Consider the following 23,547-nt stretch of genomic DNA (forward strand, 5'->3'; position numbering starts at 1 on the left):
TTATTTTCTCCTTTTAGCTCGTGGATGAGCTGAATCGTAAACTTCAGATAGATGTGAAAAATCCAAGTGCGTATAAACTTGCGTCGTTGATAAATCAGCATGACCAAGCAGCTCTTGTACTGCTCGCAAATCTCCGCTTGATTCAAGCATATGAGTTGCAAATGAATGGCGTAATTTATGGGGATGAACATGACTGCTTAACCCTTGTTTAATACCCCATTGTGCAAATCGTTTTTCGACATTACGCGGTGAAATTCGTTTACCCAATTTTGAAATAAACAGCGCATCATCTTGAGGAACAAACAAATTTCGCATTGACAGCCAATGCTTAATCCATTTAATTGACTCTCGACCTAATGGTAATTTTCGTTCTTTATTACCCTTACCCATTACGCGAATTTCGCCATCGGTAAGGTTTAATTCACGACAATTCAATCCCACTAATTCGGAAAGACGCAATCCTGAACCATACATCACTTCAAGCATCGTTCTGTCACGAACAGAAAGCGGATCATTATATTCAATATCAAGAAGCTGGTTGATTTCATCAATATCAATATTTTTAGGAAGATGTTGCCCCAATTTAGGATTCAAAACCCCACGCGCTGGGTTTGCATTAATAAGATCATTTTTAACCATCCAATCGCAAAAGCTCCGCAATGCCGATAGTCTTAATGATAAACTTCTTGCCTGTAAACCGGTGCGTTTACTGCGACTAATCAATAATCTTACCGCTGATGAGTCTAAATCTTGCCATGTTGAAAGTTCTATTTCTTTCGCTAACGAAATGAGCGCATACAGTTGTCTTTGATAATTAATTTGAGTATTTAAGCTGAGCTGTCGTTCTGACTTTAAATAATTTAAAAACTGATCAACGGGTAATGTTAATGCAGTATTGTCAGTTTGATTAGGCTGTTCCATCGCGTTTCCTTATTTTTTCCGCATAATCCATCTGCTAATTAAAATAGGCAAAATTTCACTCATTTTTTCAAGTAATAATGTACCTTGCCCAGCTTGGTAATGTTGTGGATTAGTGCTAGTAAACATTAGCAATCCTAAATCACCAAATTGCCCCAATAAAGATAAAGCGACCGAACCAACATAACCGTGTTGAGGTAATAAAAAATCGAGTTCAGTTGAATTTAATGATCCTAAATATTGTTGGTTATACTGCAAATGCCTAACACGAATAAAATCAAACTGTGATGAATTTAACGCTAAGTGATGATAATTTGATGGCGCACTAAGCAACCATTTATCGTCAAAAAGATACAGATAAGCACCGCTAAGACCTAACGATTTTGCCCATGTGTTTAATAACGCTATCAATTGATTTAGATCCTGAGATTTAATCAACTCAATTTGTAGATCCATTAGTTGGTTAAACAGCAATTCGTTGGCGCTGGCATGTTCCATTAATAATGAGATTTCACACTCTAACTGATTAATTTTGTTACGCTGACGAGCCATATTCCATTCAGGTAACGAAATAATCCCCCGCACTGGATGAGGGACTCGCATGTATTCAACATGTCTAGCATTTCGTATAAAAAAATCTGGGTTATCAATAAGATATTGCGCCACAATTTCGTCATTTAATTTTGCTGATGAAGGCTTTTTCCGAGCTTTTTTAGCGCTTAAACTTCGTGTATTTTTACCAACCATAATTAACGTCTATTATATTATCGTATTATCACATTACGTTATGTTTCTACTGCTTTTTTGCTTTAATTAAAACGCTAAAAACACAAATAAAAACTTCAATAAAATCAATATCTTTCCTGAACGATTTTTGCGTTGTTATTTCTACCAATTTAACCAACAAATGCAAGTGCTTATCAATGAATATGGAATTTAAATTGCAATAAAACCATCATAAACATGTGTTGCAGGTCCTGTCATATAAAGTGGCTGATTGTTGCCTTTCCATTCAATCAATAATTTACCACCTGGTAAATTAACATTAACGCCTTCATTTAATAATCCTTGTTTGATGCCAACGGCAACTGCTGCACAGGCTCCTGTACCACAAGCTTGTGTTTCGCCAACGCCTCGTTCAAATACCCGTAAGTTAATATTATCGCGATCAATAATATGCATAAACCCGATATTAGCTCGTTCAGGAAAGCGTTCATGCTGCTCTAATAGTGGTCCTAGTGTTGCAACTTCTGCTGTTACAATATTATCAACTTGAATTACACAATGCGGATTCCCCATTGAGGCTACACCACATAAGACTGTCTGTTCTTGTGCACGGATGATATAGGTCTTTTCTTCTTTAATAGCTTTGAAGGGGATTTTACTGGGTTCAAAAATAGGTTCACCCATATTAACACGTACGGTTTCGTCATCATTTACTGTTAAAACAATATTACCTTTCATTGTGCTAACTTTTAATACCCGTTTTCGGGTCAATCCTTTTAAACGGACAAAGCGTGCAAAACAACGAGCACCATTACCGCATTGCTCAACTTCAGAACCATCAGAATTAAAAATACGATAATGAAAATCGCTATCTGGCACATAAGGTGGCTCAACAATAAGCAGTTGATCAAAGCCAATACCCGTATATCTGTCCGCCATACGTTTAATCATTTCAGTAGAAAGATGAACATTTTGCGTTACGGCATCAATAACCATAAAATCATTCCCGAGCCCATGCATTTTTGAAAAGTTCATCGTTAATTTACCTTCTATTGTCGAACATTTTTATTTCGTTACTTTTAGTTTTGACTGTCAACCAGCATCCACTTAAATCGGAAATACTATTATCATTAAGCATTCCCGATACAATTTACCAATATTATAAAACAGCCTCACCACGCCATAAATCATCAAAGGATTCTCGCTGACGAATTAATTTATGTTGTTGTTCGCCTACAAGCATCACTTCCGCTGGTCTTGGGTGACTATTGTAATTTGATGCCATACTAAAACCATAAGCGCCTGCGCTACAGATAACAAGTAAATCATCTTGCTTAACTGAAAGTTCTCGCTGATAAGCCAAAACATCGCTCGATTCACAAATCGGACCAACGACGTTATATACAAAAAGTTCATCGTCAGATTTTGGTTGTCTTTCAGGTAAAACATTCATCCAAGCATCGTAAAGTGCAGGTCGAATTAAGTCGTTCATACCAGCATCAACGATCGCAAAATGGTTACCCTCTTGATGTTTGGTATACTCAACTTTAGTAATTAACACACCAGAATTAGCTACAATAGATCGCCCTGGTTCAAACAAAATTTCAATATCAGGGTAGTTGGCCAATTTGTTTTTCAATTCTGTCACAAGTTGCGATGGCGTTGGTGGTTGTTCGTTATCATAACAAACACCTAAACCGCCCCCAAGATCAATATGTTCAATTGCAATATTATCAGCTTGCAGTTGGTCCACTAAAGTAAGTATACGATCAGTAGCATCAATAAACGGCGATAACTGTGTTAACTGCGAACCAATATGACAATCAATACCAACAATATTTATATTTATTAATGCGCGCGCCTTTTGATAAACTGATAATGCTAACGGATAGCTAATCCCAAATTTGTTTTCGCGTAGACCAGTTGAGATATATGGGTGTGTTTTAGCATCGACATCAGGGTTAATTCTTAATGAAATCGGTGCAATTTTACCTAATCTTTTAGCAACTTCATCAATTCGATACAATTCAGCCTCAGATTCAACATTAAAGCATTTAATACCCACTTCAAGTGCCCGCTCAATTTCAATGATTGATTTAGCAACACCAGAAAAGACTATTTTTTTAGGATCCGCACCGGCTTTTAATACTCGTTCTAATTCACCTTGTGAAACAATATCAAAACCTGCGCCGAGTTTTGCAAGCAAACTTAAAACAGCCAAATTACTATTCGCTTTAACGGCATAACAGATTAAGTGATTTGTATTAACCAAAGCCTGTTCATAGGCTAAAAACTGCTCACGAATATGCTCGGCTGAATAGACATATAAAGGGGTACCATACTGCTTAGCAAGATCAGCAATCGCTATTTGGTTAGCAAATAAGCGATCATGTTGATAATCTAAAAAATCCATCGTTTTATTCCATTATGCAATTTTAATAAATAAATCAGATTGAATTGAGGCAGTTATTGTTAGCTTGTTTTGTTGAGTTGCCGCTTTTTCATCTGGACGATAAAGTGGACCTTTTAATCCACATCCCTCTAATGCCAATATGACAAAAAAGACAAAGAGTAATTTTATAATTAATTTCATAAAATATTCACAATTTTTTTATTTTTTAGAATGCCATCTATATTACACGATAGGCACAATGCTGCAAAGCGCAAATAATAACATGTAGGAAAACGTCGAATTGTTTACACTTCATAATTAGAATAATTGGCTAAAAAACACTGTAACGGTATACTTTTCTTGTAGACATTCTTAGCGGTATGATAAATCCTCAACAAAGGAGATTATCTGATGACAAGACAACTAAGTAGTGAATTTAAACGAGAGTGTGCAGAATTAGTTCTGAATTATGGTTATGCACATAAAGATGCCGCAAAAACAATGAATGTTAGTATTTCATCAATCCAGCGTTGGGTAACGCAATATAGAAAAGAACGACAAGGTATTACGCCTAAAAGTAGTGCGCTGACACCTGAGCAAAAACGAATACAAGCTTTAGAGAAACAAGTTAAACAGCTGCAAAGTGATAATCAATTATTAAAAAAAGCTTCAGCCTTCTTCGCAATGGAAATGACAAGCGGCAACAAATAGCGTTAATGTTGAAGAAGGCAGGAAATAAACCATCTCAAATCTGCCGATGTTTATTAGTGTCGCCCAGTACTTTTTATTATTGAACTAAACATCGTGCATTTAAATTGATTAATACTAGGCTTGAAATAGCCATGAAATCAATTCATAACGAAATGGATGGCATATATGGAAAAAGAAGAATGCTCGTTGAACTGATTAAAAAAGGGGTTAAGCTTGGTTTAGATAAGGTCAGACGCTTAATGAAGACATTAGGTCTCGTTGCAAAAAGACCGAAACAACATGTCTATCCTAGCGGTGATAAATCATCGATACTTGCACCAAACCATTTAAATCGACAATTTAATCCTGCGACAATTAATCGATATTGGACTGGTGATATTACCTATATTCGAACAAGGCAAGGCTAGCTCTATCTGGCTGTTGTCATGGATTTATGCTCTCGGCGTATTATTGGATGGGCCTTTTCTGACAAGCCTAATAGTAACCTTACGGTTAAAGCATTAAATATGGCAATACAGCGGCGTAAAGGAGAAAGCCCAACTTTATTTCATTGCGATCAGGGAATTCAATATCGCAGTGAACAGTCCCAACGGATATTAGCATCTTATCAAATTACCTTTAGCATGAGCCGAGCAGGAAATTGCTTAGACAATGCCGTGACTGAGCGATTTTTTAGATCATTAAAATCAGAAAGGAGCAACTATCGAGATTATGTAACCAGAGAGCAAGCAATAGCTGATATTATTGATTATATCGAACCTATTTATAATCAAAAAAGAAGACATTATAAACGGGAATTTATTTCACCTGCAGAATTTGAATACAAATTACTAAAAACGGCCTAAGATTGTCTCCAAGTTTTGTTGACCGTTACAGTAAAGATATTGTCCTAAGAATTTTTTAAACTAATTTTGCATAAGTTAATAATTTTTTTAGAAATGTTTTTTCTATAGAAAACGCTTTTTTTTAATCCTAAAGATCCATTCTTAATGCATATAATTAAATCGCTATCATCAATCGGAAAATCATTATCTTCAAGGAAAATATCAACAACCGCTTCAGCAAATGAATTTGGAATTCTACTCAATGCCATATTAAATATATTACTTTTTACTTTTAAATGTTTCAATTTTGACTCTATTATAATAGATGAATTTTCTTCCCATCTCTTTGAAAATATAACAAAATCTTGTTCATCCATGTTTTCTCTAAGTATTATTTTAGCAACCACGTTTCTTTAACTCCTTTTTCCATAATTTGGTATCTTTTTAGATAAGGAATCAACTTGAGAACCATTATGAGCTTTAAAAATATTACCATCCTTATCAAGGATAAGATTTTTATCATAAATATGACCATGTGGTGTACTTTGCCAAGGATCTACATCATTAGCATGAACACGAATGATATAGCCACCAATTTTAACAGTCCATAAACCAAATGGGTCTATATGTGTCATCGCATCAGACGCATACTGATACAGATTAAACCCACCCAGCAACCCAATTGGGTCAGGCTGGATAAAGCGTCCTATATCCGGATCATAATACCTAAAGGTATTGTAATGCAAGCCAGTTTCTCTGTCTAAGTATTATCCCTGATATCTGAGGTTCTATTCTATGGGTTGGTGCTCAATTTCATGAATATGTTTACCCCATAGCTGGTAGCTGCATTCCCACAGTATGTCACCGTTTTCGTTGGTCAGTTCTTCCGGACAGCCGTTCAGGTCGGTGTGGTAGTAGCGGATATGTTGTTCTTGGTTGTTGTCGGTGTCTATGCGCGCCAGCGGTTCTTAGCTCTTCTGGTCGGTGTAGAGATAGACACTTTGCTGTTTGTCGTAGTGGGTTTCCTGCAATAGTCTGAGTCCGTCCCACAGGAAGCGGGTGCGGTTGCAGGGGTTACCATTGCGGTCGAGTTGGTGTTTTTCGATACGTCGGCCGAGGGCGTCGTAAATAATATAAATATGTAAAAATATATTTTTTATTTTAATTTTTTATATTTAAATAATCTAAAAAAATTCTAAATATAGATAGTAATTCATTAAACGAAGTAAATTCTTCCCTTTTATTAATTTTATATTGATTAGTATTTAAATCTATTATTTCAGACATGCAACTTAGATCATCCCAAACAGTAAATCGGCCAATATAAATATCATTTTCAAAATCGATAACGATACTTTCTGATGAATCATTTTTATTATAAATATAAGAGTAGTTAGTATTTTTGGATATCCAAAATTTAAATTTATTTAACATTTTGATTGTATTTCCTCATTAATTTTTTCTGCCTTAACACGAATGTTGCTTGCTTTAGGCATCTCAGGCACGGAGAGTCCTTTACGTTGCGCTAAGCGACCTTCTAAAGAATTTTGTCCTACTATTTTTGCCCATCCTTCATTTGTGGGAATTATAGATTTTTTAGAAATATCAAATTCAACATATAAAGCTCCATTTTTTGCTTGTTTACCAAAAGCATTAACATCTGCGCCCAAATTTAGCGTCAATAAGCCTAAATGTGTTGTAATGTAAACTAGGTTACAGTCAATGTATTGCTCTTAGAATTGCTATCTCTATGACAAAATTTGACTGTAACATTATCTGACGCCATTTTCGTAATGATAGTGTTCAAGCATTTGTTCTTTATTTTGAATGCACCACTCATAACCGCCAATATCTATGGGCATTTTTGTTAATACCCCAGTTAATTTATTAAGTTTCAACTAATTGTCCGCATTTTCAAGAGAAGAAAATACAGCAGAAACCATTGGAATACCATCTTTCTTAAAAACCCATACCCAACTGCTATCTTTCATAATATGTCACCTAATTAGTTTATTTACCTTAATATAGTTAGCAAAGAAATAAAAGCTATGAAGATTTAGATATACGATCTTTTTTACATTTATTAATTACTCTAATAATGAGAAAGCATGATGAAATTCTTCGTTTTTTATCAAATCCTGTATCGTTTTGTTTATCACTTTGTCATTTAAATTTTCAACAATAATCATATCTGATGCCCCAAAATATAAGCCATTACAACACTCTTTTGTCTCTTTATACTTATTTAAAATAGAAATTATATTTTCGATAGTGAAAAATGTTGCAGCATACCGCTTTCCATTGTCTAAAAAAACTTCAACATCAACATTGTCAGTTACCTGATTAAGATCTTGATCATATTTTAAAATTTTAATATTCATAATATTTAAGCACCTCTACCAAATACTTTTAAAACTTCATTGATAACTGTTTGCTGGTTAGCCTTATCAGATTTACCTAATATTACAATTATACTATCATTTATTTCCCTGAAATGAACACGTGCCCCATCTCGAGCTCTAACTTCAGAAATTCCATGACCTATGGGTTTGGTTCCAATACCCGAATTTTTATTATTCAAAGAAAGTTGTTTTGTTAAATGATCGATACTTGATTGATGCGATTTTCCTGTAATCTCGGCTTCTTTAACAAGTTTATTACTTTCTTTTATTCGCGAATGAATTTTGAAACAACTCAATCCCCACGGATCCACCCAAGTGAACCCATCAGGCGCATACTGATACAGATTCAAACCACCTAGCAGCCCAATCGGATCCGGCTGGGTAAAGCGTCCTATATCTGAATCATAATACCTAAAGATGTTGTAATGCAAGCCGGTTTCCCTGTCTAAATATTGTCCCTGATATCTGAGGTTCTGCTCTATGGGTTGGTGTTCGATTTCATGAATCCGTTTTCCCCATAGCTGATAGCTGCATTCCCACAGTATTTTACCGTTTTCATCAGTCAGCTCTTCTGGACAGCCGTTCAGGTCGGTGTAGATATAGACACTTTGCTGTTTATCGTAGTGGATTTCCTGCAATAGTCTGAGTCCGTCCCACAGGAAGCGGGTGCGGTTGCAGGGGTTACCGTCGCGGTCGAGTTGATGTTTTTCGATACGTCGACCGAGGGCGTCGTAGAGGTAGCGGTATCGTTCGGTTGTGTTGAATCGTTCGATGTGTACTTCGCTCAGGCGGTGTTCGGCATCGTAGTGGTAGTACTGGGTACCGCCTGTGGTTTGTTTGTTCTGGACTCTGCCATGCTGATCGTAGTGGTAGTGGTGGTTTCTGAAGTTGAGCAGTTGGTTAAAGCGGATAAGGTTGTGGTTGTGGCTTTGTTCGTGTCTGCTGTGATATTTGCTGACTAGGCGGTCGAGGTTGTCGTATTCGTAGGGCAATATCATTTTTCCCTACTAAATATTCTTTAAATATATTAATGGCATAAACAGTCAAAACGAAAATATTTACTTGATTTAGGCAATTAAATAAGTGTAATTTTATTTCTAGAATAAACTGAATGTTTAAATCTAATTAAAATTTATAAAGTTGGAGTCTTTAACTTATTTAATATAATTGCTGGTGGTAAATCGGTATCCTGATAAATTATAGTACTTCCACTACAGAAACATATTTCTATTTGTTCTATATTATTTATATGATTTATTTTATACTCTGGTAATAATTGGATGATATTGGACTGTAATATATTATTAAAATTCATTGTCATTATTCCATACATATCATTAATAGCTATATTATTATAATCCTTTCTATTGTCAGATAAATTAATTATTTCGTAGTTATTATACTCCTTTTTATAAATACCTATTTCTATATCAAAGGATCCTATTTTAACAGTATACAAAGTTGCTGATTTCATCGGTTCTATTTGACAACAATGAAAAAAATAGTCTCTCTTTAAAGACGGTAGACACTTTAAAAACCCGCCATTGTTAATAATATCAATAATATCTATATTTAATATTTCCATATTTAACACCCTATCTTTTTCATTTTGCCAAGTTTTCCCTTTACTATGTCATGTTTTTTCAATGCTTTTTGTAAATGGTTCCATTCAGCCCCCTTACGTGACCACCTGATCTTGGCATTTTCCAAATAGTCGACAACTTTTGCTTTATTTCTAGGGTTGGATAAATAATCATCTAATTTATTAGTAGCTTTTTTCCAAGCAATTGATTCTTCATTCGTATTGCTAAATACAGGTTTGTAAATTATGTCGCCATTTTTTCGAGGTTTTATTGCAATCTCCATTTTGTCAATATGAGCATATGCACCTTTAGTTGCCCAGTCATCAGCGAGAACATCAATTCCGTGTGATACATGCAACCCAAGTGGATCGACCCAAATCAACCCATTAGGCGCATACTGATACAAATTAAACCCGCCAGCTAAACCAATCAGGTCAGGCTGGGTAAAGCGTCCTATATCTGAATCATAATACCTAAAGGTGTTGTAATGCAAGCCAGTTTCTCTGTCGAAGTATTGTCCCTGATATCTGAGGTTCTGCTCTATGGGTTGGTGTTCGATTCCATGAATGTGTTTACCCCATAGTTGGTAGCTGCATTCCCACAGTATTTCGCCATTTTCATCGGTCAGTTCTTCCGGCTTTATTTCTAATACATCTGTTGCTGTATTTATGTTAAAATGGTTCTAAGTAAAAGTCACTATCTATGAAACAATACTCTAGCCAATATCCAGATTCTTTACTGTATCCCTGTAATATAAGATTATTACTTTCAATAGATATTTTCTGAATATATTCAAAAAACTCTAATTCATGTCCGAATAACTTTTTTTGTACAAAACTATTATTTAAATCATTGACAATAAAAACTTTCGCTTCAAAAAATGACCAATTAAAAACTGTCAAACTAATATTACTGATGTACTGTTTTTTCTCTAGATCGTAAACTGAATCAAAATATATCTTAATTTCATTAGAAAATATTTTAGTATCCAAAATATTACAATCTGCTGTTTCTATATGTTGTATATTCATTTTTAACAACCTATTTTGTTATGAGCAGCCAGTGACTTTCAATCAACAATGTTACCGTTAATATTTAAAGAGTTTCCTGCCTTATCATACAGATGAGCATGATGGTATAAAGTCACTTTATCAGGCGGATCTAATCTAACGGCTGTTGTTCCAGTATCTGTATATTTCCACTGTGCAAACGCCCCATCAGGAGATCCTCCTTTCCATGAAATGTTTTCAGATTTTGATAAAATATCGCTAATCTATTCTCTTGTCATATTTGCAAGATCCAATCCAACGAGTGGATTGTCAGATAGCTCCCACGGATCAATCCAAGTCAACCCATCAGGTGCATACTGATACAGATTAAAACCACCAGCTAAGCCTATTGGATCTGGCTGGGTAAATCTACCAATATCTGGATCATAGTACCTGAAGGTGTTGTAATGCAAGCCGGTTTCTCTGTCTAGATACTGTCCCTGCTACCTGAGGTTTTGTTCTATGGGTTGGTGCTCGATTTCATGAATGTGTTTACCCCATAGCTGGTAGCTGCATTCCCACAGTATTTCGCCGTTTTCATCGGTCAGTTCTTCCGGACAGCCGTTCAGGTCGGTGTGGTAGTAGCGGATATATTGTTCTTGGTTGTTGTCGTGTAAATACCAGCTTCAGCTTCTTTTAAAATAGCTACGATTTGATGTTCAGTCATTTTTTTCATAATTAAATCCCCTTTACTTTTATCATAGAGAATTTTCTACTTTTTTGCTGTGCAATTTTAGGGGATAGTTACATATTGAATATAAAACACGAAAATAAACAATATCATTATCTACGTTAGTTTTGTACTAAAAATAGGATATTTATAATCATTAAAATGTTAGTTGAAAGTTATTTTAAAACTGAGAATAGAGGGTTAGATAAAATAGTTAAGAACAAGGAGCTGAATATAGAGGAAACTAGACGCCCTTCACCATGCGGAGTGAAGACGTATTTTACTATTTTGACAATATTCTTGGGTTAGACCCGTATTGGTTGTCTCCTGAAGTTGGTTTTATTATTAAAGATGCACCTATTATAGCTCCTGGACAGAGAAGATAAACAAAACACCACAGACCGCTTGTACCTATATCATGTAATCGTCTAATATTGTAAGACAACATTGTAAGAAAAGTAACGATAAAAATTAACATTACGCAGATTCCTAATATAGCATCTGGTAATATTTTGTCCATACTGAATAGCAGTGCAAAAGAGAGCCATAGTATTATAATTTGAATAAGAATAAAAAATCCAAACTCGCTACGAGTCGAACGTCCTTTATAACAAAACATTTTTCTATAGCCATCAAACCATGAATTAATTGCTTTACTTAACACTTAATACTCCCTATGTATTAAAATTTTAGTAAATATATAATAAATTAAAAGTTATCTCAAATATTTTATATTGATAAGGTAATAGAAATAGCTAAAACAATTCAACAAGATTTATTTTCGTCAATTAAATGCCTGCCGCTATTATTTTGTAGTTTTGATAATATTGTTATTTATAATTAGTTTGTATTACTTATAAGTATTTTCAATTTATTTTTCAATAAGGTATATGTGTTTAATTAATTGTAACAAAATCACTTAATTTTATTCTCCACCGTTGTTCAACATATTCTAATAACTCATCGAAATTAGAAAAAACATATTGTTCAAATGAAGTTATTGATTGAATCCACTATCATTATCAGTTAATGTAGGATATGCATAATATGTACGGAGCTTATATAGAAAAAACTCCTCTTCTTCATCTATTACTGGTCTTATAAGTTGATCTATATAAAGTGAATACAAGGAAAATTCCCATTCGTCATCTTCTTCCTCTGGTTTCTCATATTCAATAGATAATCCTCGCCAAAAAAATGGACAAAAGTCGCCTCTATGATATAAATAAAAATCATAGGTGGCAAATATCATGGTCAAAAAATTTAGTATCGAATTCAAACAACAATCAGTAAATTATGCGTTATCTAATGCACACCTTTCTATCAGCGAACTTGCCGACTATCTCGGTGCGGGTAAATCAAGCCTAGATAAATGGATTAGGCAACGTTCCCCCCCAATAAAACCAGCCGTCAAGAGTTAACGGCTGAGCAACAACGGATTATGGCGTTAGAAAAAGAGATTAAAGAACTGAAAATGGCCAATGACATATTAAAAAGGTGCATGTGTACTTCATCAACAATCCAAATCGGTGAAGTACGCTTATATGAAAAACCATTTAATCTGCTATCCCGTTACTAGGATATGCTCATTACTTGGTGTCAGTTGATCGGGTTATTATGCCTGGTTAAAAAGAGCAAACAAATCGGCCAAACTTAGCGAGTATATCCAAAAGCAGTATTGGCAATATAAGACCCATACACCAAACCTGCTTCATGATGTAAGGAAAACGGGCTATCAAGTGTCAGAAAGGACAATTAGCCGTGTTTTGCAACAATTGGGATTACGGAGTAAATCAGCTCGTAAATTCAAGTATAAAATAGACACGACTCATCGTAACATTGAACCCAACCCGTTAGATAGGCAATTTAATCCTGATAAGCTTAATACGACATGGATAACCGAGATTACTTATATTAAAACGGGTGAAAGTGGTTATATTTGTCGGTGATTATCGATTTATATGGACGAAAAGTGATTGCTAGGCAAACGAGTCGCTACATAGACCGTGATTTTGGCGAGGATCATGGAAAATAGAACGGTTATCAATGAAAAAAATAATACAAAGAATATTTTTCTATTGGAAGAATTTACCAGAAGATCAAACTATTGTTTACGTCGGTAAAAAGTGGGGAGATTTATCATTAAATGAAACCTACCTACATATAAAGAATTATACTAATTTAATTGGTAAAACAGAGAAAGAAAAAATCAATTTAGCTATATTAAGAATAAAAGAAGAAGATAATTTTTTAGAAAATAATCTGTTTAAATTTGTTGATATTTTATATGAAATATGAATTGTTAGATGAGTCTTTTTTTTAAAAATAAAATATGGTACAGATAATTCAGTAAAAATTACTTTTAAAAAAATGGTTTTAGCTTGAATTTAACAGATTTAATGTTATCTGAACATTATAAGAATGATCTAGTTATAGAAAATAATAGCGCTTATATAAAAAACTCTGCAATAACAAAAATGAAAGAAAATAATGAGGATCTTTTGTTATTTTTGAGGCGGAATTATATATTAAGTAAATTTAATCATCTGAGATGTAGAAACCAATTTGACATTAAAAACAATATAAATCAAATAATTAAATATAAAACTTAAAAACTCGCAGGACTATTACTTTCAAATGAATTGATCAATTCATTCAATCTCTCGTAATTAATTTTCTTAAAAGAACAATTTAATTCTAATTCTTTTGTATACATTTGTATTAACGGCCTTAATATCTCTATCTTTAGGTAATAGATCTAGATTCTTATCTTTTGATATTCTTTGTAATATAGCGGGAATTGCAGATGAATAATCAGTGATATCAAATAATGCCATTAAAGTATTTAAAATCACTAATAGATCTTTTCTAATAGGATGGAGTATTTTTTTGCCTTCGTTATTATTTGTTCTATTTTCTCTATTACTCTGTGTCGTACTATCATAATTGGTACTTAATGGATTAAATAAAGGTAAAGGAGCTTCATTTATAAGAGTAAGCCATTTTTTAGCAGCATCATCACCACAATAAAAGAATCCAATCTTGTCTTTAGAGTTAACAAGTCTAAATTCAAAGCAATAATAATTTGTTGTTATTTTTTGATTAAAGTAGCCTGTTTTTTGTTGATTCGGCAGAAGAACACCATGAAATACAGGTGTTATTTTATATTCTTTTATTGCTTGTTCCCTAATATAATCACCTTTACGTGCATATTTTTTAGGCCACTTCAACATTATTTTTCCTTTTTATCAGCATAAAAATTATCATAATAATATTGAATTAATTTCAATGAGTTGTAATAGTCTTTATTTAATCTGACATTTTAGTACATTCAAATGCCTTGATTCCATGTAACTTACAAACGTTACTGGACGTCTGTAGATAAATATCTGGAGCGGGAAACGAGGTTCGAACTCGCGACCCCGACCTTGGCAAGGTCGTGCTCTACCAACTGAGCTATTCCCGCATAGGTAAGAAGTGGTGCCCGGGGCGAGACTTGAACTCGCACGGCCAAAAAGGCCGAGGGATTTTAAATCCCTTGTGTCTACCGATTTCACCACCCGGGCCCAAAACTAATTACAAAGAAGTAATTGCGTTTTGAATGCTGTGCATTTTACTCATCTTAAATTTATCGTCAACAAAAAAATTCAAATTATTGTTTAACTGCTCAATGTTTGTCACATTTTGTGTGGTTTGTTAACCTTTTGCTTTAAAAGTTAAAAAAATAGAATTTATTGTTAACTATAAAAATGGTTAGCCTTTAATAAAAGGCTAAAGTCTAATTTTATAAATTAAACACTAAATGATGAACCGCAACCACAAGTGGTTGTTGCGTTAGGGTTGTCAACCACAAAGCGAGAGCCTTGTAAACCTTCAATATAATCGATTGTACCACCAACAAGATATTGCAAACTCATTGGGTCGATAACGAGTGATACGCCGTTTTTTTCGATTGCCAAGTCATCTTCGTTTACTTTTTCATCAAACGTAAATCCATACTGAAATCCACTACATCCCCCACCTGTAATGTAAACTCTTAATTTAAGGTTCGGGTTTTCTTCTTCGGTGACAAGTGACTTAACTTTATTGGCGGCTGCATCAGTAAAGTTGATTGGTAAGGCATCGCTCATGTTCTTCTCCTAATATAGTGATCTTCGTATTATATACCTTTGCTAAATGAAAATACAAAATAGAAAACTTCTATTAAATAAATTTTTGTTAGCTAGCTTGAATTTGTTTTGATTTTATGAATAAATACAACAAATTTTTTTAGAGAGATTATCTCAACTATGCTAAATACTTTTAAATCAGAAGCGCTTTACCATCAAGCCTTATCCGTTATGCCCGGTGGTGTTAATTCACCTGTTCGTGCTTTTAATGGTGTAGGCGGTACACCTTTGTTTATTGAGCGTGCAAACGGTGCATATCTTTATGATGTAGATAATAAAGCCTATATTGATTATGTCGGTTCTTGGGGACCAATGATTCTTGGACATAACGATCCCGATGTTGCCAATGCGGTCATTAATGCAGTGCATAATGGGCTGAGTTATGGCGCACCAACCGAGATTGAAATAAAAGTGGCTAATTTGGTTTCACAATTAATGCCGTCCATTGAAATGGTGCGAATGGTAAATTCAGGAACCGAAGCAACCATGAGTGCTATTCGTGTTGCGCGTGGCTTTACAGGGCGAGATAAGATTATTAAATTCGAAGGTTGTTACCATGGGCATGCCGATTATTTATTAGTTAAAGCCGGTTCTGGCGCCCTTACGTTTGGTCACCCAACATCGCCCGGAGTACCTAGTGATTTTGTTAAACATACCTTAGTTTGTGACTATAACAATTTAGAATCAGTCAAAAAACAATTTGCACAATATCCTAACGATATCGCTGCCATTATTATTGAGCCAGTTGCTGGCAATATGAATTGTGTGCCAACCAAGAAAGCGTTCTTACAAGGCTTGCGTGCGCTTTGTGATGAATATGGTGCGTTGTTGATTATTGATGAAGTGATGACAGGCTTTAGAGTCGCGCTAGGTGGTGCCCAAGATTATTATGATGTTGTACCCGATTTGACTTGTTTAGGTAAGATTATTGGTGGTGGTATGCCTGTTGGTGCATTTGGTGGTCGTGCAGATATTATGAAACAATTAGCACCAACTGGACCAATCTATCAAGCAGGTACGCTTTCAGGTAATCCTGTTGCAATGGCAGCAGGATATGCGACGTTAACAAAGTTGATGGAAGTTGGTATATATCAGGAGTTAGAAAATAAAAGCGCATCGCTTGCCAATGGTTTATTGGCAGTAGCTAAACAGCATAATGTGCCATTAGTGGTGAATTATGTGGGTGCGATGTTTGGGTTGTTTTTTACAACTGCTACTGAAGTAACCAGTTATCAAGATGTGATGCAGTGTGATGTTGAATTATTCAAAAAATTCTATCATCATATGCTTACAGAAGGTGTCTATTTTGCACCGTCTGCATTTGAAGCAGGCTTCATGTCACTTAAACATACAGATAAAGAGATCAATCACACAATTGATGCTGCAAACCGTTTTTTTAGTAATTTAAAAAGATGATGCTGTTTTTAGTATACCCAAAGAAATAACAAATTAAACGACTTAACTTAAATAGGTAATAATTATATGGTTAATCCACTTAAAGAAGGTGCACAAGCGCCTCAATTTTCGTTACCAGACCAAGACGGAGAGCTAATGGGTTTAAAAGACTTTAAAGGTCACCGTGTTTTAATTTATTTTTACCCAAAAGCCATGACGCCAGGTTGTACTGTGCAAGCTTGTAATTTACGAGATTGTGCTGATGAGTTTAAAAAGTACAATGTAGCAATTCTTGGTATTAGTACTGATAAACCAGAAAAATTATCTCGTTTTGTTGAAAAAGAGTTATTAAATTTTACATTGCTTTCTGACGAAAATCACGAAGTCGCCCAAGCATTTGGTACTTGGGGTGAAAAAGAATTTATGGGTAAAACCTATGATGGTATTCACCGTATTAGCTTTTTAATTGGTAAAGACGGTAAAATCGAAAAAGTGTTTAATGATTTTAAAACTGCTAACCATCATGAAGTGGTTTTAGAGTATCTGAAAAACCACACTAAATAACCCTGTTGAATAAAAGCAGATTAGCCATTAATCTGCTTTTACTTCACTATTTGCGTTATTCAATTCGTCGAGTTTTGGCCAAGCATTGATAATAGCTTTGACTAATGTGGCTAATGGTATTGCAAAAAATATCCCCCAAAATCCCCATAACCCGCCAAAAACAATCACAGCTAAAATAATAACAAGTGGATGTAAGTTGAGCTTTTCAGAAAACAAGCACGGTACCAATAAGTTACCATCTAATGACTGTATTAAAATATAGAAAAATAATAAATAGCCAAATTGAGCGGTTAATCCCCATTGAAAGAGTGCAATAAGCACAACAGGGATACTTGAAATAATAATGCCAACATAAGGTACCAATACTGACAGGCCAACAATCACCGCTAATAAAAGCCCATAATCTAAACCAAAATACCAAAAAGGAATGTAAACGCAAATGGTTAAAATAATAATATGCAGCACATTACCAACAATATAATTGGCTATTTGCATATCCATTTCAGTGGCAACTTTGTCTAAAATTGAGCGGTTTTTAGGTAGGATTTTTGAGCAATACCCCCATATTTGGGCTTTGTCTTTTAATAAAAAGAACATCATAATTGGTACCAATACCGCATTAATCGCAATCGAAACTAATCCTAATAAAGAGACAATTGAAAACTGCAACAATGAATTACCTGTTTGTACTACTTTACTGGTAATACCTTGAATAATAGAATCAAACAAGCCTACATCAATCAACTCTGGATAATGTTCAGGCAAAGTAGTTAAAAAATTGTTAGCAAAATTTAGCATGTTTGGAATATTGGTGATCAAACTAATACTTTGTTGCCAAATTAGTGGTAATAAGATCATAAATCCTACCAATACTACAAGAATAAAAAGCAACAATACAATTACAACAGCCAGCGTTCTTGGGATATTTTTTTTGTGTAGAAAGTTAACAGGACTATCAAGCAAATAGGAAAGCACAATAGCAATAAAAACAGGCAAAAGAATTTTATTGAAAAAATAGATGATAATAAATAAACCAATAATAACCGCCATTAGTGATACGACATGCGGATCGCTAAAGCGCTTTTTATACCATTCAATAAACATTTTTAACATTAAAACACTCCTATTTTGCTAACTTTTAAAGGTTATAAATTCAGCACAATTATTTTTTAAAACTGCCTAATATACCACGAGTAATCTGCTTGCCAATTTGATTAACGACTTGTCTTGTTGCGCTTTTGGCAATTTGTTGGGTTATGCCATCATGTTGTTCACCTTTTGGTCCTTTTGAGCCAAAAAGAAGCGTGCTTAAAAAGTTAAGCAACCCGCCATTATTTTGTTTATTGTTGGTATCTTCATCGTCTTTTTTATCACTCTTATCAGTATTTTGATTAGACATATTATTTAACGAAAATCCCGCTTTTAATACTTCATAGGCCGATTTCCTGTCTAAAGTTTGTTCATATTTCTTATAAAAATAAGATTGGTGCATAATCAATGATTGGTTATCTGGTGACATTGCCCCCATTTTGGAACTGGGTGCAATAATATAACCACGCTCAACCATGTTTGGGCGGCCTTTTTCGTCTAGAAATGAAATAAGCGCTTCACCAACACCAAGTTCCATAATTGCTTTTTCGGTGTCAAAATTTGGGTTAGCTCGCATAGTTTGAGCGGCTGTTTTGACTGCTTTTTGATCTTTAGGGGTAAATGCTCGTAAGGCATGTTGCACACGATTGCCTAATTGTCCTAAGATTGTATCAGGGATATCGGTCGGATTTTGAGAGGCAAAATAAACACCAACACCTTTAGAACGAATTAAGCGTACAACTTGTTCTATTTTTTGTAATAATGCAGGGGAAATATCGTTAAAAAGAAGATGAGCTTCGTCAAAGAAGAAAACAAGTTTAGGCTTATCAAGATCGCCTACTTCAGGCAAGTGTTCAAAAATTTCGGACAATAGCCATAATAAAAAGATAGAATATAATTTTGGTGAATTATATAATTTTTCTGCCGATAGTATGTTAACGACACCACGACCTTGATCATTGACTTGTATTAGGTCTTGAATATCTAACATCGGTTCCCCAAGAAAAAATTCAGCACCTTGTTGTTCAAATGTTAATAATCCTCGTTGGATTGCACCAATTGATGATGACGAAATATTGCCGTATTGGTTTGTGAAAGTTTTTGCGTTATCTCCCACAAATTGAATTAATGTACGAAGATCTTTAAAATCAATTAATAATAAGTTGTTGTCATCAGCAATTTTAAATATCAGCTGTAATACACCTGATTGAACATTATTTAAATCGAGTAATCGACTAAGTAAAATAGGTCCTATATCTGACACTGTACTGTGAACGGGGATTCCCTTTTCAGCAAACACATCCCATAATTCAATCGGTGATGAATCGGGTTGCCAATCATTTACTTCAATGCTAGCTAAGCGAGCTCTTAACTTTTCAGATAATATGCCCTGTTCACCAATGCCGGTCAGATCACCTTTTACATCGGCAAGAAAGACGGGTACACCAATTTTCGAAAAACCTTCAGCCATTTTTTGCAATGTTACTGTTTTACCCGTACCTGTTGCGCCAGTAATTAATCCATGACGATTAGCTAACGCCGCTATAATAGATAAATTTTTGCCTTGGCTTTTGGCAATTACAATCGATTCACTCATGGGTTTACCCCTTATTAATTTGTGTTTAAAAGATATCGTTATACTGTTAAATCTGTCACAAAAACAATTTCTCTATGAAAACAGCTAATAATATTGTATTCTGAATTAGCGACAGTCGCTATTGTTATTATTCCATCTTGCCTATATAAGGAGGCGTTATGTTTCCAGAATATCGAGAAATCATTTCTAAATTAAAAAATACCGATTTACGTTTTCAAAAATTGTTTGATCAACATAATGAGCTTGATCAAAAAATCAAAAATATTGAATCTGGCATTATTATCAATACAACTGAAACGATAGAAGCATTAAAAAAACAAAAACTAAAAATTAAAGATGAAATTTATGAAATTTTGAAAAAGGTGTCTAATACGGATTGAGCCATATAATCCAATATTTTAATTAATTTATTATAAAAAGAGCAAATAAAAACCCCAATAGCTGGGGTTTTTTATTATCTTTAAACCTAATTGTTTATACTAACCTTTTGGTTTTAATTGTTTAGCTGCGCTTGTGCTTTTTTTTGTTTTCGGCTTTTAAGCAACATAATTAAATTTTTATGTGGTTTTTTCATAGATTATTTCCTTTTGTTATAATTATATGGTTAATAAATTGATTTTTTAATAATTTTTACTATATAAATTTTAGAATCGCTAAGCGATATTGATATCGCTTAGCCGTTATTGTTAATCAGTTGTCATTGGTGCATTAAAACCATTGTCCGAAGCGTTTAATATAAATCCGTTTCATCAATTGTGCAACACAGCAATAACTAAATAGGGTTGCTAAAAGCCATGGAAAGTATGACCAAGGTAATGGTTCTAATCCAATTACCCCACCAAGTGGAGAAAACGGAATATAAATACCCACAGCCATAATTAGCAATGTCATCACAATTACGGGGAATGCCGCAGTGCTTTGCACAAATGGAATTTTTTGTGTTCTAAGCATGTGTACCACTAACGTTTGTGATAGTAACCCTTCAATAAACCACCCCGAATGGAATAATGATTGCATTTCAATACTATTAGCACTGAAAACAAACCACATTAAAGCATACGTTGAGATGTCGAAAATAGACGACGTAGGTCCAATCCAGATCATAAATCGTTTAATATTTAACGCATCCCATTTACGTGGTTTTTGTAAAAACTCATCATCCATTTTGTCCCATGGTAATGATAGTTGTGAAATATCATACAGCAAATTTTGAATGAGTAAATGTATCGCTAGCATAGGTAAAAATGGTAGAAACGCACTAGCCACCAATACTGAAAAAATATTGCCAAAATTTGAGCTTGCTGTCATGTTTAAGTATTTCATGATATTACCAAAGGTTTCACGTCCACATATTACACCTTCTTCTAACACCATTAAGCTCTTTTCAAGCAAAATAATATCGGCCGACTCTTTAGCGATGTCAGTTGCGGTATCAACTGATATTCCAACATCGGCATCACGAAGGGCTGGCGCATCATTAATACCATCCCCTAAAAATCCAACGGTATGACCATTATCTTGCAATAATCGAATAATTCGTGATTTTTGCAATGGCGTTAACTTAGCAAAAATAGTACGTTGTTCGATTTGTATTTTAAGTTCAGCATCATCCATCTTTTCAATTTCAGTACCGAGTAATGGTGTACCTGGTTCTAAACCGACTTCTCGGCACACTTTGATAGTGATGATTTCGTTATCACCTGTTAACACTTTAACGCCAACACCATGTTCACTCAATGCCGAAATAGCTTCAAATGCGCTTTCTTTTGGTGGATCTAGAAAGGTCAAAAAACCACGAATCGCAAGGGCTGTTTCGTCTTGTACAGTGTATTGTGCTTTTGTTTCGCTAGCGGGAATGTCTTTTATACCAACGGCTAATACCCTAAAACCATCTTTGTTATAGTCATGCGCTAAAGCAATTAATGCTTGTTTACGTTTATCATCTAATGGTAAATATTCGCCATTTTCATAAACATGACTTGCAATAGATAACATTTCCTCAACGGCACCTTTGCAAATCATCAAATGATTATCACTTCCATTTTGTACTACTACTGATAAACGACGACGTACAAAATCAAACGGTAATTCGTCAATTTTTTTGTATAGGCCGGTACCTACCTTTTTCATACGGGTCTTTTCTTCGGTAAAACGGATTATGGCTTTATCCATTAAGTTTTTCATACCGCTTTGATAATAGCTGTTAAGCCAAGCTAGCTCTAAAACGGATGAATCAACTTGTCCATTAATATCAAGATGATGCTCTAAAATAATTTTATCTTGCGTTAAAGTGCCTGTTTTGTCGGTACATAAAATATCCATTGCGCCAAAATTTTGGATAGCGTTAAGGCGTTTAACAACCACTTTACGTTTTGCCATACCAACCGCGCCTTTGGCTAGGTTGGCACTTACAATCATTGGTAACATTTCTGGTGTTAAACCAACAGCAACCGCTAGTGCAAACAGTGCCGCATCACCCCAATCATTTTTTGAAAAACCGTTAATAAAAAAGACAATTGGTACCATAATTAACATAAAGCGAATAAGCAACCAACTCACACTGTTAACACCACGATCAAACGAAGTTTCAGCACGGGAACCAACAATTGACTTTGCCAACGAACCAAAATGCGTATCAGCACCTGTGGCAACTACAATGGCAGTAGCAGTACCACTAACCACATTGGTGCCCATAAAACAGATATTATTGACATCAAGAGCATTATCTTTGTCGATGTTTGATTGTTCAATGTTATCTGTCGTTTTTTGCGTTACAGCACCTAAAGTGTCATACTTTTCAACAGGAATTGATTCCCCTGTTAACACCGCTTGGCTAACAAATAAATCCCTAGATTCAATCAATCGGATATCTGCTGGAATCATGTCCCCCGCTGATAAATAAACAATATCCCCCGGAACAATTTCACTTAATGGAATTTCAATGCGCTCTGGGGTCATATCTTTATGCGCACGACGCAATACGGTTGCTGTTGTGCGAATCATTGATTTTAAGGCTTCAGCCGCTTTGTTCGAGCGAAACTCTTGCCAAAAACGCAATAACCCACTGAGTGAGACCATCGTTAGAATAATAATAATCCCCGTTAAATCGGTCTCTTCACCATTTTGCAAAGGTAACCAATAGTCAGTCACAAAACTAACAATAGCTAACGCTAATAATACAAATATAAATGGATTATTAAATGCCATTAATAATTGCACTAAAATTGACGGCGCCTTTTCGCGAGCAACTTCATTTTTACCATATTGTTCAATTCGTGATTTTGCACTCTCTTGCGTTAAACCAGAAAGGCTAGATTGAAATTTAGATAAAATACTATCAAGGCTGCTTTGCGCTTCGTTGATAGCTTTGATATCTGCACTATTTTGTGCTTTATTTTTTGATACATTTTTTGTCATCTTTAGTACCTATATTCATAATTTCGGCAAAAGCATGCCAA

29 protein-coding genes, 2 tRNA genes and 4 pseudogenes are annotated in these 23,547 nt (G+C 34.6%); 9 read left to right on the plus strand and 26 right to left on the minus strand.

Annotated elements, in window-relative coordinates:
* The 5 genes from xerC to lptM all read right to left on the minus strand — a co-directional run bounded on the left by xerC (window position 1) and on the right by lptM (window position 4,237).
* A complete protein-coding gene (xerC, locus tag GQ594_RS04150) occupies window positions 1-921 on the minus strand; it encodes a tyrosine recombinase XerC (RefSeq protein WP_160411657.1) in 921 nt (306 codons plus the stop codon).
* Window positions 922-930: 9 nt separating this feature from the next.
* On the minus strand, window positions 931-1,665 hold the full coding sequence (locus GQ594_RS04155) for a DUF484 family protein (protein WP_160411656.1): 735 nt from the start codon (window positions 1,663-1,665) through the stop codon (window positions 931-933).
* 189 nt (window positions 1,666-1,854) lie between these two features.
* A complete protein-coding gene (gene dapF / locus GQ594_RS04160) occupies window positions 1,855-2,679 on the minus strand; it encodes a diaminopimelate epimerase (protein WP_160401645.1) in 825 nt (274 codons plus the stop codon).
* Window positions 2,680-2,803: 124 nt separating this feature from the next.
* Entirely contained in the window at window positions 2,804-4,057 is a 1,254-nt protein-coding gene (gene lysA, locus GQ594_RS04165; RefSeq protein WP_160411655.1) for a diaminopimelate decarboxylase, read from the minus strand.
* A gap of 12 nt (window positions 4,058-4,069) precedes the next feature.
* Window positions 4,070-4,237: an LPS translocon maturation chaperone LptM gene (gene lptM, locus GQ594_RS04170; RefSeq protein WP_160411654.1), complete on the minus strand. Its 168-nt coding sequence runs from the start codon at window positions 4,235-4,237 to the stop codon at window positions 4,070-4,072.
* A 210-nt stretch (window positions 4,238-4,447) separates the two neighbouring features.
* Here lptM and GQ594_RS04175 point away from each other — a divergent pair, with 210 nt between their 5' ends.
* The 3 genes from GQ594_RS04175 (at window position 4,448) to GQ594_RS04185 (ending at window position 5,592) form a co-directional block, all read left to right on the plus strand.
* A complete protein-coding gene (locus tag GQ594_RS04175; RefSeq protein ID WP_160411330.1) occupies window positions 4,448-4,747 on the plus strand; it encodes a transposase in 300 nt (99 codons plus the stop codon).
* A 104-nt stretch (window positions 4,748-4,851) separates the two neighbouring features.
* Entirely contained in the window at window positions 4,852-5,154 is a 303-nt protein-coding gene (locus GQ594_RS04180; protein WP_272914551.1) for an IS3 family transposase, read from the plus strand.
* Between the two features lie 6 nt (window positions 5,155-5,160).
* A complete protein-coding gene (locus GQ594_RS04185; RefSeq protein WP_272914554.1) occupies window positions 5,161-5,592 on the plus strand; it encodes an IS3 family transposase in 432 nt (143 codons plus the stop codon).
* Between the two features lie 44 nt (window positions 5,593-5,636).
* Here GQ594_RS04185 and GQ594_RS04190 read toward each other — a convergent pair whose 3' ends face one another.
* The 14 genes and pseudogenes from GQ594_RS04190 to GQ594_RS04245 form a co-directional block, all read right to left on the minus strand.
* A complete protein-coding gene (locus GQ594_RS04190; RefSeq protein ID WP_160411651.1) occupies window positions 5,637-5,948 on the minus strand; it encodes a hypothetical protein in 312 nt (103 codons plus the stop codon).
* Window positions 5,949-5,984: 36 nt separating this feature from the next.
* Window positions 5,985-6,326: pseudogene (locus GQ594_RS04195) on the minus strand (RHS repeat-associated core domain-containing protein); the annotation flags it as partial.
* Between the two features lie 33 nt (window positions 6,327-6,359).
* The gene (locus GQ594_RS12415) at window positions 6,360-6,494 is read right to left on the minus strand and encodes an RHS domain-containing protein (RefSeq protein ID WP_442903575.1); all 135 of its coding nucleotides are present in this window, start codon (window positions 6,492-6,494) and stop codon (window positions 6,360-6,362) included.
* On the minus strand, window positions 6,433-6,621 hold the full coding sequence (locus tag GQ594_RS12350) for a hypothetical protein (RefSeq protein ID WP_237414289.1): 189 nt from the start codon (window positions 6,619-6,621) through the stop codon (window positions 6,433-6,435). Before GQ594_RS12350 ends, GQ594_RS12415 begins: the two co-directional genes overlap by 62 nt.
* Window positions 6,622-6,732: 111 nt before the next feature.
* Window positions 6,733-7,005, minus strand: a complete 273-nt coding sequence (locus tag GQ594_RS04205) for an immunity protein TriTu family protein (RefSeq protein ID WP_160411649.1) — start codon at window positions 7,003-7,005, stop codon at window positions 6,733-6,735.
* On the minus strand, window positions 6,999-7,241 hold the full coding sequence (locus GQ594_RS04210; RefSeq protein WP_202112474.1) for a TreTu family toxin: 243 nt from the start codon (window positions 7,239-7,241) through the stop codon (window positions 6,999-7,001). The genes GQ594_RS04205 and GQ594_RS04210 overlap by 7 nt, the downstream gene beginning before the upstream one ends.
* 102 nt (window positions 7,242-7,343) lie before the next feature.
* A complete protein-coding gene (locus GQ594_RS12275; RefSeq protein ID WP_272914550.1) occupies window positions 7,344-7,469 on the minus strand; it encodes a hypothetical protein in 126 nt (41 codons plus the stop codon).
* Between the two features lie 189 nt (window positions 7,470-7,658).
* Entirely contained in the window at window positions 7,659-7,952 is a 294-nt protein-coding gene (locus tag GQ594_RS04215) for a hypothetical protein (RefSeq protein ID WP_160411648.1), read from the minus strand.
* A 311-nt stretch (window positions 7,953-8,263) separates the two neighbouring features.
* Window positions 8,264-8,797: pseudogene (locus GQ594_RS12420) on the minus strand (RHS repeat domain-containing protein); the annotation flags it as partial.
* A 308-nt stretch (window positions 8,798-9,105) separates the two neighbouring features.
* On the minus strand, window positions 9,106-9,558 hold the full coding sequence (locus tag GQ594_RS04225) for a hypothetical protein (RefSeq protein ID WP_160411646.1): 453 nt from the start codon (window positions 9,556-9,558) through the stop codon (window positions 9,106-9,108).
* Window positions 9,559-9,911: 353 nt separating this feature from the next.
* Window positions 9,912-10,193 (minus strand): annotated as a pseudogene (locus GQ594_RS12425) (RHS repeat-associated core domain-containing protein); the annotation flags it as partial.
* A 34-nt stretch (window positions 10,194-10,227) separates the two neighbouring features.
* Window positions 10,228-10,587 (minus strand): hypothetical protein, encoded by a 360-nt coding sequence (locus tag GQ594_RS04235; protein ID WP_160411645.1) that lies wholly within the window; start codon window positions 10,585-10,587, stop codon window positions 10,228-10,230.
* 290 nt (window positions 10,588-10,877) lie between these two features.
* Window positions 10,878-11,195: pseudogene (locus GQ594_RS12430) on the minus strand (RHS repeat domain-containing protein); the annotation flags it as partial.
* A gap of 363 nt (window positions 11,196-11,558) precedes the next feature.
* On the minus strand, window positions 11,559-11,939 hold the full coding sequence (locus GQ594_RS04245) for a DUF805 domain-containing protein (RefSeq protein ID WP_160411644.1): 381 nt from the start codon (window positions 11,937-11,939) through the stop codon (window positions 11,559-11,561).
* 586 nt (window positions 11,940-12,525) lie between these two features.
* On the opposite strand from GQ594_RS04245, the gene GQ594_RS04250 reads away from it, so the two are divergent.
* The 3 genes from GQ594_RS04250 (at window position 12,526) to GQ594_RS04260 (ending at window position 13,573) form a co-directional block, all read left to right on the plus strand.
* On the plus strand, window positions 12,526-12,696 hold the full coding sequence (locus GQ594_RS04250; RefSeq protein ID WP_160411643.1) for a hypothetical protein: 171 nt from the start codon (window positions 12,526-12,528) through the stop codon (window positions 12,694-12,696).
* 318 nt (window positions 12,697-13,014) lie between these two features.
* A complete protein-coding gene (locus GQ594_RS04255; RefSeq protein WP_160411642.1) occupies window positions 13,015-13,224 on the plus strand; it encodes a hypothetical protein in 210 nt (69 codons plus the stop codon).
* A 97-nt stretch (window positions 13,225-13,321) separates the two neighbouring features.
* Window positions 13,322-13,573, plus strand: coding sequence for a hypothetical protein (locus GQ594_RS04260; protein WP_160411641.1), 252 nt, complete (start codon window positions 13,322-13,324; stop codon window positions 13,571-13,573).
* Between the two features lie 380 nt (window positions 13,574-13,953).
* On the opposite strand, the gene GQ594_RS04265 is transcribed toward GQ594_RS04260, so the two are convergent.
* The 4 genes from GQ594_RS04265 to erpA form a co-directional block, all read right to left on the minus strand.
* On the minus strand, window positions 13,954-14,508 hold the full coding sequence (locus GQ594_RS04265) for a hypothetical protein (protein ID WP_160411640.1): 555 nt from the start codon (window positions 14,506-14,508) through the stop codon (window positions 13,954-13,956).
* Between the two features lie 157 nt (window positions 14,509-14,665).
* Window positions 14,666-14,741: transfer RNA gene (locus GQ594_RS04270), tRNA-Gly, on the minus strand.
* A 12-nt stretch (window positions 14,742-14,753) separates the two neighbouring features.
* A tRNA-Leu gene (locus tag GQ594_RS04275) sits at window positions 14,754-14,841 on the minus strand.
* A gap of 225 nt (window positions 14,842-15,066) precedes the next feature.
* Window positions 15,067-15,405, minus strand: a complete 339-nt coding sequence (gene erpA / locus GQ594_RS04280) for an iron-sulfur cluster insertion protein ErpA (RefSeq protein ID WP_160408775.1) — start codon at window positions 15,403-15,405, stop codon at window positions 15,067-15,069.
* Between the two features lie 159 nt (window positions 15,406-15,564).
* On the opposite strand from erpA, the gene hemL reads away from it, so the two are divergent.
* Together hemL and bcp are read left to right on the plus strand one after the other, a co-directional pair.
* Entirely contained in the window at window positions 15,565-16,860 is a 1,296-nt protein-coding gene (hemL, locus tag GQ594_RS04285) for a glutamate-1-semialdehyde 2,1-aminomutase (RefSeq protein WP_160411639.1), read from the plus strand.
* A 66-nt stretch (window positions 16,861-16,926) separates the two neighbouring features.
* A complete protein-coding gene (gene bcp / locus GQ594_RS04290; RefSeq protein WP_160411638.1) occupies window positions 16,927-17,403 on the plus strand; it encodes a thioredoxin-dependent thiol peroxidase in 477 nt (158 codons plus the stop codon).
* Window positions 17,404-17,430: 27 nt separating this feature from the next.
* Here the strand turns inward: bcp and GQ594_RS04295 are convergent, their stop codons facing one another.
* Together GQ594_RS04295 and GQ594_RS04300 are read right to left on the minus strand one after the other, a co-directional pair.
* Window positions 17,431-18,516, minus strand: coding sequence for an AI-2E family transporter (locus tag GQ594_RS04295; RefSeq protein ID WP_160411637.1), 1,086 nt, complete (start codon window positions 18,514-18,516; stop codon window positions 17,431-17,433).
* 49 nt (window positions 18,517-18,565) lie between these two features.
* Entirely contained in the window at window positions 18,566-20,089 is a 1,524-nt protein-coding gene (locus tag GQ594_RS04300; RefSeq protein WP_160411636.1) for a helicase HerA-like C-terminal domain-containing protein, read from the minus strand.
* 158 nt (window positions 20,090-20,247) lie between these two features.
* Between GQ594_RS04300 and GQ594_RS04305 the strand changes: the two genes are divergently transcribed.
* On the plus strand, window positions 20,248-20,469 hold the full coding sequence (locus tag GQ594_RS04305; protein WP_160399977.1) for a YdcH family protein: 222 nt from the start codon (window positions 20,248-20,250) through the stop codon (window positions 20,467-20,469).
* A gap of 328 nt (window positions 20,470-20,797) precedes the next feature.
* Here GQ594_RS04305 and mgtA read toward each other — a convergent pair whose 3' ends face one another.
* Window positions 20,798-23,506, minus strand: coding sequence for a magnesium-translocating P-type ATPase (mgtA, locus tag GQ594_RS04310; RefSeq protein ID WP_160411635.1), 2,709 nt, complete (start codon window positions 23,504-23,506; stop codon window positions 20,798-20,800).
* Between the last annotated feature and the right edge of the window lie 41 nt (window positions 23,507-23,547).

It is taken from the genome of Gilliamella sp. Pra-s52 (assembly GCF_009795805.1).
In the GTDB taxonomy this organism is placed as follows: Bacteria; Pseudomonadota; Gammaproteobacteria; order Enterobacterales; family Orbaceae; genus Gilliamella.

Excerpts from the sequence above, each read along its gene's own strand:
- xerC (WP_160411657.1), bottom strand. The coding sequence starts at position 921 with ATGGAACAGCCTAATCAAACTGACAATACTGCATTAACATTACCCGTT.
- GQ594_RS04155 (WP_160411656.1), bottom strand. The coding sequence starts at position 1,665 with ATGGTTGGTAAAAATACACGAAGTTTAAGCGCTAAAAAAGCTCGGAAA.
- dapF (WP_160401645.1), bottom strand. The coding sequence starts at position 2,679 with ATGAACTTTTCAAAAATGCATGGGCTCGGGAATGATTTTATGGTTATT.
- lysA (WP_160411655.1), bottom strand. The coding sequence starts at position 4,057 with ATGGATTTTTTAGATTATCAACATGATCGCTTATTTGCTAACCAAATA.
- lptM (WP_160411654.1), bottom strand. The coding sequence starts at position 4,237 with ATGAAATTAATTATAAAATTACTCTTTGTCTTTTTTGTCATATTGGCA.
- GQ594_RS04175 (WP_160411330.1), top strand. The coding sequence starts at position 4,448 with ATGACAAGACAACTAAGTAGTGAATTTAAACGAGAGTGTGCAGAATTA.
- GQ594_RS04190 (WP_160411651.1), bottom strand. The coding sequence starts at position 5,948 with ATGGATGAACAAGATTTTGTTATATTTTCAAAGAGATGGGAAGAAAAT.
- GQ594_RS04205 (WP_160411649.1), bottom strand. The coding sequence starts at position 7,005 with ATGTTAAATAAATTTAAATTTTGGATATCCAAAAATACTAACTACTCT.
- GQ594_RS04215 (WP_160411648.1), bottom strand. The coding sequence starts at position 7,952 with ATGAATATTAAAATTTTAAAATATGATCAAGATCTTAATCAGGTAACT.
- GQ594_RS04225 (WP_160411646.1), bottom strand. The coding sequence starts at position 9,558 with ATGGAAATATTAAATATAGATATTATTGATATTATTAACAATGGCGGG.
- GQ594_RS04235 (WP_160411645.1), bottom strand. The coding sequence starts at position 10,587 with ATGAATATACAACATATAGAAACAGCAGATTGTAATATTTTGGATACT.
- GQ594_RS04250 (WP_160411643.1), top strand. The coding sequence starts at position 12,526 with ATGGTCAAAAAATTTAGTATCGAATTCAAACAACAATCAGTAAATTAT.
- GQ594_RS04260 (WP_160411641.1), top strand. The coding sequence starts at position 13,322 with ATGAAAAAAATAATACAAAGAATATTTTTCTATTGGAAGAATTTACCA.
- GQ594_RS04265 (WP_160411640.1), bottom strand. The coding sequence starts at position 14,508 with ATGTTGAAGTGGCCTAAAAAATATGCACGTAAAGGTGATTATATTAGG.
- erpA (WP_160408775.1), bottom strand. The coding sequence starts at position 15,405 with ATGAGCGATGCCTTACCAATCAACTTTACTGATGCAGCCGCCAATAAA.
- hemL (WP_160411639.1), top strand. The coding sequence starts at position 15,565 with ATGCTAAATACTTTTAAATCAGAAGCGCTTTACCATCAAGCCTTATCC.
- bcp (WP_160411638.1), top strand. The coding sequence starts at position 16,927 with ATGGTTAATCCACTTAAAGAAGGTGCACAAGCGCCTCAATTTTCGTTA.
- GQ594_RS04295 (WP_160411637.1), bottom strand. The coding sequence starts at position 18,516 with ATGTTAAAAATGTTTATTGAATGGTATAAAAAGCGCTTTAGCGATCCG.
- GQ594_RS04300 (WP_160411636.1), bottom strand. The coding sequence starts at position 20,089 with ATGAGTGAATCGATTGTAATTGCCAAAAGCCAAGGCAAAAATTTATCT.
- GQ594_RS04305 (WP_160399977.1), top strand. The coding sequence starts at position 20,248 with ATGTTTCCAGAATATCGAGAAATCATTTCTAAATTAAAAAATACCGAT.
- mgtA (WP_160411635.1), bottom strand. The coding sequence starts at position 23,506 with ATGACAAAAAATGTATCAAAAAATAAAGCACAAAATAGTGCAGATATC.